Annotated in this window: 8 protein-coding genes and 1 pseudogene; 1 reads left to right on the top strand and 8 read right to left on the bottom strand. The window is 38.8% G+C overall.

What is annotated here, in order from left to right:
- The first annotated feature begins 191 nt into the window (after window positions 1-191).
- Window positions 192-938 (top strand): hypothetical protein, encoded by a 747-nt coding sequence (locus WA338_RS18325; protein ID WP_336094471.1) that lies wholly within the window; start codon window positions 192-194, stop codon window positions 936-938.
- A gap of 280 nt (window positions 939-1,218) precedes the next feature.
- Here WA338_RS18325 and WA338_RS18320 read toward each other — a convergent pair whose 3' ends face one another.
- The 8 genes and pseudogenes from WA338_RS18320 to WA338_RS18285 form a co-directional block, all read right to left on the bottom strand.
- A complete protein-coding gene (locus WA338_RS18320; RefSeq protein WP_336094470.1) occupies window positions 1,219-2,133 on the bottom strand; it encodes a glycosyltransferase family 2 protein in 915 nt (304 codons plus the stop codon).
- Window positions 2,130-2,891: a glycosyltransferase domain-containing protein gene (locus WA338_RS18315; RefSeq protein WP_336094469.1), complete on the bottom strand. Its 762-nt coding sequence runs from the start codon at window positions 2,889-2,891 to the stop codon at window positions 2,130-2,132. The genes WA338_RS18320 and WA338_RS18315 overlap by 4 nt, the downstream gene beginning before the upstream one ends.
- Window positions 2,892-3,635 carry a class I SAM-dependent methyltransferase gene (locus WA338_RS18310; RefSeq protein WP_336094468.1) on the bottom strand — a complete coding sequence of 248 codons (744 nt, stop codon included), beginning with the start codon at window positions 3,633-3,635 and terminating at the stop codon, window positions 2,892-2,894.
- Window positions 3,636-3,691: 56 nt separating this feature from the next.
- The gene (locus WA338_RS18305) at window positions 3,692-4,969 is read right to left on the bottom strand and encodes an ABC transporter ATP-binding protein (RefSeq protein WP_336094467.1); all 1,278 of its coding nucleotides are present in this window, start codon (window positions 4,967-4,969) and stop codon (window positions 3,692-3,694) included.
- A gap of 95 nt (window positions 4,970-5,064) precedes the next feature.
- Window positions 5,065-5,316: pseudogene (locus WA338_RS18300) on the bottom strand (four helix bundle protein); the annotation flags it as partial.
- Window positions 5,317-5,560: 244 nt separating this feature from the next.
- Window positions 5,561-6,424, bottom strand: a complete 864-nt coding sequence (locus tag WA338_RS18295; RefSeq protein ID WP_336094466.1) for an ABC transporter permease — start codon at window positions 6,422-6,424, stop codon at window positions 5,561-5,563.
- Between the two features lie 3 nt (window positions 6,425-6,427).
- Window positions 6,428-8,911, bottom strand: a complete 2,484-nt coding sequence (locus tag WA338_RS18290) for an exopolysaccharide transport family protein (protein WP_336094465.1) — start codon at window positions 8,909-8,911, stop codon at window positions 6,428-6,430.
- A complete protein-coding gene (locus tag WA338_RS18285; RefSeq protein ID WP_336094464.1) occupies window positions 8,912-9,802 on the bottom strand; it encodes a polysaccharide biosynthesis/export family protein in 891 nt (296 codons plus the stop codon).
- Window positions 9,803-9,845: the final 43 nt, after the last annotated feature.

The raw sequence follows: 9,845 nt of genomic DNA, 5'->3' as shown, positions 1-9,845 counted from the left end.
GTTCACCCATCCTTTTCTTTTGGAAAATTAATTCAAAATCATTTTACAAACCTAAGAGCCGACAAAGGCAGGCCCATGAGGCATTGATTGGAAACGAATTTTCAATTTCGAGGCATCCCGATAGCTATCGGGACAGGGTATTAAACCCTTTGGCGGTGCCAATAAACGCATTTAATTTAACACATATCATTATGGCTGTACTCAAAGGCTTAATTAAAATTGAAGGTACCCTTGACAACTTAACCTTCTACAAAGGAAAAAACGGCTACTTCATTCGCACCAAAGGCGGTATCAGTAAAGAGCGTATTCAAAGCGACCCGGCGTTTATACGAACGCGCGAAAACGCGAACGAATTTGGGCTGGCAGCAACCGCAGGTAAAACACTTCGGCGCGCGCTCTCCAGACTACTTTGTAATTCTAAAGACAACAGCCTGCCTTCAAGACTTATGAGCACAATGATGTTGATCAAAAATCAGGATACGACCTCACCCAGAGGCTTACGCAATCCTGCTGTGGGCCTGACCACTCCCGAAGGAAAAGTACTCTTACAAAATTTTGATTGTAACGAAAATGCGATTCTGTCGCAAGTGCTTCGTGCCGACTATACCGTGAACACGACCACCGGTGAGATCAGCATTCCCAACTTTATTCCCGGCACCCAACTGGTCGTTCCTCCGGGAGCTACCCATGTTACTTTGCAATCAGCCTTCCTAATTTTAGATTTCACAACCGAAGTCGGCGATTTACAGCTTAGCGATCCGGTAAACCTCCCCATCAACCTGATACCAGATAATGTAACACTTGCTCCGGCGGTGGTTACAGGAACCGGCATCAAGATGATGCTCTTACAACTCTCCTTTTTTCAGGAAATGAACGGAGTACAATACCACCTCAATAACGGAGCCTTCAACACTGTCAACATTTTACGGGTGGTGTAATTTTTCAGCTAAGAAAGTCGGTTAAATATGTAATCGACTTTCTTTATTCTAGACTTGTTCAGCTGCTTGAAGCAATACCTCATCCAACTTCAATATATAACGCTGCATCGTAAATGTCTCAGCAATATATTTGCGCTTCGCTCTAACCTATTCTCTCGCCAGCTCCACATCATCTAACAACCGAATCATATGCCGTGCCATAACTTTTACTTGATTCTCTTCACAAAAGCACTATCCTAATGTAAAATTGACTGAATGTACATCTAAGTAAGGTAAGGACTCAATTAAGGTAGTGCGCCCCTCTGCTTTTATTTTTAGACCTACTTTGAATAACCTCATTTTTACATCGCTTTAAACTTTTAATATAGTTAATTCGGTTATTGATTTTATTGATTCTAAAAAAAATAAAATCTCTCATTAAAACCCTTTTCTGTATTTCTATGGGCTTTGTAAGATTAGGATCCTTCGTTAGGTCAGCATTGTTGATCTTGTAGCGTAGCTCTTCATTTTTGAGCCATAATGAATACGACTTATTCTCTTCAGTATCCTTTTTAATGCGGTTCTCCCGATCGTGTCGTACATAACAATGAGAAACAACCCCTATTTTGATTCCGTGATATACTAGGCGCTGACAATAATTCTCGTCCTCCCCATAATGAAAAAAAATGGGATCAAAACCTCCAATTGTTTCTAATGTTTTTCTTGGTAAAAACCAGCAGGCCGCATTTACGAACGGAACCTCGTAAATACCGTTTAATCGGTTAAAAAGAGCATCGCTGAAAAAATCTTTGTTCTTGTCGTAATGAATGTAGTTTGTGAAATTACGATCAAAACGCTTACCTCCTCCGTCAAGATGAATGGGACTTAGAATACCATACTCTGAATTCTCAGAGGCTACCCTAATAAGTTGATCCAAAGTATCTGATTCTAAATATGCATCCTGATTTAAAAGTAATATGTAATCTGCCCCTCTACGGAGTGCTTCAGAAATACCTATATTATTTGCTTTACCAAAGCCTAAATTGTCTTTTTGTTTAATAACAAGAACATCAGGGAAATTGAATTTTAGAAATTCTAGCGTTTTATCGGTAGATAAGTTGTCTACCACAATGACATTATAATTGCAACACTTACTTAGACACCTCTCAATCCAAGGCATGGCGTTATAAGTGACAATAACTATAAAAATTTTCACAAGCCACGTTTTATCTTACGCATTAATCCTATCAATTTAATTGATATTTTTTTTGCAACTGGAGACTGATTAAACGCCTTTTGGCGCTTATCGAGGTAATAATTATATTGATGGTTTTCGAATTCACTATAATCATTACTATCTCTAGACCCAATTAGATAACTTAACATTAAGTCATTTTTTTTCAAACAATAATCAAAAGAAAGTTGATCTCTTCGACTATAACTTTTCACCCAAAACCACCAACACCTTAAAAACTTTCTTAGCTTTTCAGATTTTAAGTTTTTTACTAGTATGGAAGTCTCGTAAAGGCCTGCATCAACTGGATACCGTTTTAAAAAAAAAATTATCGTTAAATATAAGACCCTTAAAGGGTAATCTTTATTAAGCCTTATAATTGCGATAGCTTCAAGATAAAAACATTTTCTTTGAGGATGCTTAAATGTAGCTATATCTTTACCATTCAAGCTTTTAATCAAATTGGGGATTTTACTTGCGTCTATCCTTAAACTAGCATCGTGCCAAATAGCCACATCATAATTTTCAATACCGCTAAATCCAATTATTTTCAGTTTTCTAGCGTTCTTAGTTAAATCAAAATGAGTCGGATTGATTGTTTTTATAGTGTAGCATTCGCTTGACAACGATTTATTATCTGTAAAACAGTAGTAATCAACATTTTCTTGACCACTACAGTTTTTAGGTTCCTTCAAAAAGTCCTTATCTCCAAATATCGCCGTATAAACTATCGTTTTCAATTATTTAGAATAGTAAACCGGAATTGGATTAAAAAAAGATTTGGATCTCAAAACTGCAAAAGTTTTCGCTACAATGGAAAAATTTAAAGAAGGTGATTTTTTCAAGTACCAGTCTAATATCATTTTCTCTCCCTCTCTATTTGCATCATCCAAAATAATACAGAAATCACTGTTAAGCTTACCTTCAATAAATTCAAAAACTGGAGCTCTAGACAATTTGATATCCGGTGAATTTGCAGGAGGACCATCTATTAATAGCAAATCAAAATTAAAAGAATCATCAATAGTTTTTAATATTTTTTCCTCCCCATACCAATTAATTTCTCCGAGCCCGGTTTTTGTAACCTCAAGTTCACTATGAATAATTGTAATGTATGATGCTAAATTTTCTTTTTCTATAAGTCCATTAATTTTTTCGCACCAATCTCGATTATGCTCAACAGAAATAATTCTTCCGTCAATAGAATTTTTTTTCATTAATCTAGCAATTAAAATTGTACTTAATCCGGAGCCAAATTCAAGGATATTTTTTCTGTTATTTATAATAATCTCATTCAATACATAAGCAATAACAACTGGTCTTAATGCTCCCCCATTTAAAGGCAGGTATGGATAACCAACCAGTAGATTTTGTAAAACACCTAGCGAATATATATCGTCATTTTTTTTTGAATTATCAAGAAGTTCTAAATTGACGTTCTTCAGAAATTTTAGGATTTTCTTGCGGAGCTTAAGAATATTCATTTTTGTCAAATTTGAGTAATGGGCTAAAAAAGTATTACGCGTCTCTTTTAGGTATATTAACTATAAAAAGAATGTTTTAATAATAAATCTCCCTGATTCTCTAGAGCCACTTTACCACTACCAAAAAAATCACCATTTTCAACTTCAAAGTCGACTGCATCCCTTATATAGTCCTGATTTTTACCATTCACAATTAAATTACATGTTAAAGTGTACGACCCTTTGGAAAGAGGAAGTTCATTTATATTCAAATATATTTTCAATTCTTTAGAAGTATTCACCTTTAGAGGATTTTTAGATAGTAAAGTACTCATCCAAGAAACACGGTAACCTTTTGAATTATTGACTCCAAAATCAATTCGAAGATTATCTACCTGAATTAAGTTAGGATTTTTCAAGATTATTTGCACAATACAATCTTCGCCGTTTAAGAGCGTTGTTGAAATATTTCCTGAACTATTGAAAATTTCTACTTTCTTAAATTTTATTTTCCCTAGACCTTGTCTATCTTCTCTAAATTCTAAAATCCCTTCCTTTGGGCCATCTGCATTCAGATATGCATTCACGCATAAATCTACATCCCCTTTAAGATTGATACCGCCATTTTTTAGAACTAAGCCTTGAGTACATAAACTCTGTACACTTGCCATATTATGACTTACAAACAACACCGTTCTCCCTTCTCCCTGAGAAATATCCTGCATCTTTCCAATAGCTTTCTTCTGAAATTCTGCGTCTCCCACCGCAAGCACCTCATCCACAACAAGGATCTCAGGTTCCAAATGCGCAGCCACCGCAAAGGCCAGACGTACGGTCATCCCACTGCTATAGCGCTTGGTGGGCGTATCGATATAACGTTCACACCCGGAGAAAGCAATGATCTCATCGAGCTTTCGGGTGATCTCCGCTTTTTGCATCCCAAGTATGGCCCCATTTAAATAGATATTTTCACGCCCGGTCAATTCATGATGAAAACCCGTACCTACTTCAAGTAAAGAGGCAATCCGGCCCCGGCTTTTAATAACTCCGGTACTTGGTGCAGTAACACGGGAAAGAATTTTAAGTAAAGTAGATTTTCCTGCTCCATTTTTCCCTATAATTCCTAAAACCTCCCCTTGTTTAACCTCAAAGTTGATATTGCGCAACGCCCATACATAATCCTCTGTCGATTGCTGACTGCGATCATTTACGGCACCTATTTTCAAAAAAGGATCTTCCTTACCTCGTAAACGTGCCCAATTCCGCTTAAGATCATCCCGCAGTGTGCCCGTCCCAACCGTTCCCAGTCGGTATTGCTTAGAAATATTTTTGGCTTTGAGAATAATATCTGACATATTTTATATTAGGAATTAGGCTGTAGCTAATAGGTTATAGTCGATAGTCAATTGGTAATATTAAAAGCTAAGAGCTATCGACTATTACCTAAAAGCTATCCTTCTTTTAAAAACCGTTGCAGCCCAGCAATCATTTTTAATAACTCAGCTAGCTGCTGGCGATTATCCAAATCCTTTGACTTTTTAATATAACCCTGCCTAAAAGCAATTGTGGAACACACCACACATTCTTTCGCCGAATTCTTAGCAATATTTAAAAATCTGTTGAATTGCGCATTACTATCGCCTTTACCTTCGGCAATGTTCAACGAAATGGAACAGGCTGCTCTGATAAATTGAGAGCTGAGTCCGTAAAGCTCCTACTTCGGAAATGATTCTGTTTGTTTATATACTTCATCAATAAAATCCAGCGCTTTCTGATAAACGCTCAAACTTTCAAAATCAAAACTAACCTCCTTCATAACGCACTCCATATTTTTAAAAAACCTACTGACTAAGACCTAAAAGCTATTGACTATGAGCTACCGACTAACCACTATCTCCTTCAAGCTACCAACTACCAGCTATCGACTAAAACCTATCGACTCCCAGCTAAATCGTATCAATAAAATTCCTCCCGGTTCGGTTAAAAACGATCAAACCAATAAAAAACACACCTAAACTAAGCACCCCGCAATATCCCAAAAGTCCCCAATCAAAAAGCCCTTCTTGAAGACTCATAGACCGAAAGGCCTCAATAAGGATCGCAATAGGATTCAGTTCGATCAACCAGGCATATGCACTTAAACTGTTACTATTTTTCACTTCAGCAATAGGATACATCACCGCAGAGACATACATCAACAAGGTCGTCGCAAACCCGATCAGGATTCTAAAATCCCGGTACTTCGTGGTCAACGAACTGATCAACATCCCTAAACCTAAGCCTAAAACGGCCAGGATTCCCAACACCACCGGAAACAACCACAGCGTAACATCAGGTTGTAATGCGTAGCCCTTCAACACAAAATACACATAAAAACAAGCAAAGATGAGCAACTGTATACTCAACTTAAATAAAGCAGAAATCGCCTGAGACAGTGGGGTGATGATCCGTGGAAAATATACTTTAGAGAACAAACCCGCATTACTAGCAAAAGTATTGGAGGTTGTATTTAAACACTGTGAAAAATAGCTCCACATAGTGATCCCTGCCAAATTAAAAAGAAAAGGTGGTGCCCCTCCGGTTTGAATACTTGCGATATTGTTAAATACCAACGTAAAGATCACTCCGGTAAACAACGGCTGAATTAAGTACCATAACGGCCCTAAGATCGTCTGCTTATAGGCGGAAACAATATCCCGCCGCACAAAGAGCAACAACAGATCTTTGTATCGCCAGATCTCTTTAAAATCAATAGCAAGCAACGATTGCTTCGCATTGATCTCATACAACCAATCCTCCTCTTCTGCCATTACTTAATGCTCCAATTGTTCATTGATCCAGCGAGCTGCTCGTTTCATTTTGCGCTTGACACGACTAGCTATACCTCCGGACTTCTTTTGGCGATAGGCTTCGCCGTATTTTCCATAGCCATAGCCGTATTCATACCCATAACCATAACCGTATCCCAACTTGCTTTTGGCACTGAAATAGTTCAACACAAAACTGATGTTAGTGATCTCCTTTTTCTTGTACTTATCATTGATCAACCGCAACATACCTTTTTTCGTATAATGCTGTCGAATTACATATAAAGTAGCATCCACATAGGTGTCAAGCTCTAAAGCATCAGACACCAATCCTACAGGTGGTGTATCTAAAATGATATAGTCGTATTCTTTCTTGAGCGCTTCCATCAGCACATCCATTTGACTACTCATCAATAACTCAGACGGGTTTGGCGGAACAGCCCCTGCGAGTATCACATCTAGATGTGGAATTTTAGTTGGCTGAATGATTTCTTCTAAAGTGCTATCACCAATAAGATAATTCACAACCCCGTTGACATTGGGCAAATCAAAATCCCCGAAGATCTTTGGCTTTCTAAGATCTAAACCAACCAATACGGTTTTACGCTGACTTAAGGCAAATACACTGGCAAGATTGATACTGCAAAAGGTCTTTCCTTCTCCACTTACTGAAGAAGTAACACGCACCGTTTTTGCGCCTTCAAGCTGTTGCTTTCTATAAATAAATTGAAGACTCGAACGCAAGCCTCTAAAAGCCTCAGCAATTGCTGAACGTGGATCTTCAATAACCACCAGATTGTTTTTTGAAGCGCTCTTACCAATCGCACCAAGCACCGGAATACTTGACAAACGTTTGATCTCGTTTGGATTACCTATTTTAGTATCAAAGAAAAACACTAAAAATACGATGATCAAAGGTACTACCGTACCACCTACGATCGCCATTACATAACTCACCTCTGTATTGGGACCAATGGCACCGCCACCGGTATCTTTAGCTTCGTCAATAATGACAATATCAGATACATTTGCTGCCTTAACAATTCCCGCCTGGCTGCGTTTATCTAAAAACACCCCATAAGCACCTTCGGTTAGGTTATAACGCCGCTGAATACCAAACAACTGCTGCTGTTCTTGCGGCAGCTTACGCATCTGCCCTTCAGTTGCTGCAATTTCATTACGCACTTCCTGCAATTGTCCGCGCAAGATTTGCTGACTCGAAGCCATGTTTTCAAAAAGCACAGCTTTAATTGCATCAATACGACGGTCTAAGTCTCTAAAAGCCGGATTATTGGGTTTTGCGGTGTAGGCCAAACGCCGACGTTCTTCGGCTAATTCGATAATACTGGAAACGCTACTCGTCACGCTTCCTTCCCCGATTCCGGTTATGGAAGGCGCCGGAATATCGGTACCATAATCTTCTCGCGTACGCAAATAGGTTTCTAAGTCTCGATAATACTGCAAGCGTTGCTCCAGATTCTGCTTTTGCGCATCCAACTCAGTGATCTTCGCGATCAGGCTTTCTTCACTACTTCCTATACCGATGCTGCTGTTTGCATCTCTAAATTTATCCAACTCCTCCTGAACATTCTTCATCTCTACCGATTTTACAGCAAGGCTACTATCGATGAATTGAATGGTTTTGGTCGCAAACAAATTCTTACGCTCCAGCTGGGTTTCTGCCAAAATCCGTACGGACGCATTTAGATAATCTACCAAACGTGCTTTGTTATTTCCGGTTAAGCTTAAGGTAAGAATACTGGATCCTGATGGCGTTTGACTAATGCCTATATCACGGTAACGACTTACAACACCATTAAAACTATTGAAGCGAATTATATACTCCTTCCCCAGTTCCGGCGGTAATCCGGAAGGGTTCAATTTAAAATTGAGATAAGGAAGATCTACAGGGTCTCCAAGCGCAAAAGATTGGGAAATGGACGCAGCCGGTAAAGGCAAATTCAACACTTCTTTGGTATCATAATTTTGAGCAGAACCCGAGCCTCCATTAAAATCGATCGATAAAGTATATTCGGTAGCACTCGTAAAAACAACTTTCACTTGTTTCCCTAAAAGTTGAGGACGTGCGGTATTTACATCTACAAGAAAAGGAGTCGCTCCATAAATATCTTCTAGATGATATTCCCCCTGCTGCAAATAATCTACATAATACTGTAATTCTTCAACCACAGTCTCATTATGACTTCTGGAACGAAGCAAAATAATGGCCGTCTGCACCTTATCAGTAGTCCCCCCCCAATTGAACGTCAAACTGGTATTTGAAGTAAAAAAGGGATTCTGATCATCTTTCACCGTGATCATATTACTCATACGATACACCGTTTGACGGCGTACATTCTTGTAATGCGCGATATAATAGGCAATACCTATACACACCACAAAAAGCGGCCACCAAGCAAGAATCTTCAGCAGAAAACCTCTGAAGTCAAAGAAATTTTGCAGGTCTTTTATTTCAAATTCATCTTCCATTTAAAGGCGCGCGAATAAAAGAATGGTTGTGGTTGCTAGAGTTAATATAGAAGCAATAGTGGTCAAAGACTGTAACCCGGTGGTTCCTACCCCAAAGGACTTTTGCGGAAGCGGATTCACCAAAATCACGTCATTAGGTTGAATAAAATAATAGGGCGAATTGAGCGCATCGATCTTAGTCATATCGATATGATGAATTTTCTTCCCTCCCGGATATTGACGAATGATCAATACATCGGTACGGTCACCGTATTGTGAGATATCACCACTATTTACGATCGCATCTAACAAAGAAAGCTGCTCTACCAATTCTACTTTCACCCCGGGACTCCCCACTTCTCCTCCAATGGTATATTTAATCCCGGCCAACTTAACGGTTACGAATATATTGGCTTCTTCAGTAAAGTAATCATCCAGAAGTTTTTTCTCTATAATTTCTCGAATCTCTTCAGTAGTATATCCCAAAACTTGAACCTCTCCCAGCGTGGGTAAGCGAATGGCTCCGTGGCGATCTACCGCAAAACCGTCATAATAATAACCTTCTCCCAAACTCCCTCCTTCTTCAGAGGCTGTCTGCGGATTAAAAAGCGCTACCAATTCTTGATCTAATGCTTTAACACGAATGCTTAAAACATCATTAACTTGTACACGATAAGGCTGTTGCTGAAGGTTAACCTGAATAATGCTGTCTTGCGCAGCTTGAGTCTCTTGAAGGTAGGTTAACTTTTTGGTTGGAATACACGACCCAAGCGTTGTGAAGAGCGTCAAGAAAACTAATTTGACGATGAAAGGAAAGGTCTTTTGCACGTAAATACGTGACTTTAAGGCAAAGCTCCGCTGACTTAAGTCCCATTTTTTAGGAAAAAGCAACGAATCTGTAAGTATATTCATACAAGTCGGGATTGCATCTCCGACAAATATACCTTTTAACATT

It is taken from the genome of Leeuwenhoekiella sp. CH_XMU1409-2 (genome assembly GCF_037029365.1).
In the GTDB taxonomy this organism is placed as follows: domain Bacteria; phylum Bacteroidota; class Bacteroidia; order Flavobacteriales; family Flavobacteriaceae; genus Leeuwenhoekiella; species Leeuwenhoekiella blandensis.
The sequence above is the reverse complement of the archived record's forward strand: the minus strand, read 5'-3'. Positions and strand labels throughout refer to the sequence as shown.

Excerpts from the sequence above, each read along its gene's own strand:
- WA338_RS18325 (WP_336094471.1), top strand. The coding sequence starts at position 192 with ATGGCTGTACTCAAAGGCTTAATTAAAATTGAAGGTACCCTTGACAAC.
- WA338_RS18310 (WP_336094468.1), bottom strand. The coding sequence starts at position 3,635 with ATGAATATTCTTAAGCTCCGCAAGAAAATCCTAAAATTTCTGAAGAAC.
- WA338_RS18305 (WP_336094467.1), bottom strand. The coding sequence starts at position 4,969 with ATGTCAGATATTATTCTCAAAGCCAAAAATATTTCTAAGCAATACCGA.
- WA338_RS18295 (WP_336094466.1), bottom strand. The coding sequence starts at position 6,424 with ATGGCAGAAGAGGAGGATTGGTTGTATGAGATCAATGCGAAGCAATCG.
- WA338_RS18290 (WP_336094465.1), bottom strand. The coding sequence starts at position 8,911 with ATGGAAGATGAATTTGAAATAAAAGACCTGCAAAATTTCTTTGACTTC.
- WA338_RS18285 (WP_336094464.1), bottom strand. The coding sequence starts at position 9,802 with ATGAATATACTTACAGATTCGTTGCTTTTTCCTAAAAAATGGGACTTA.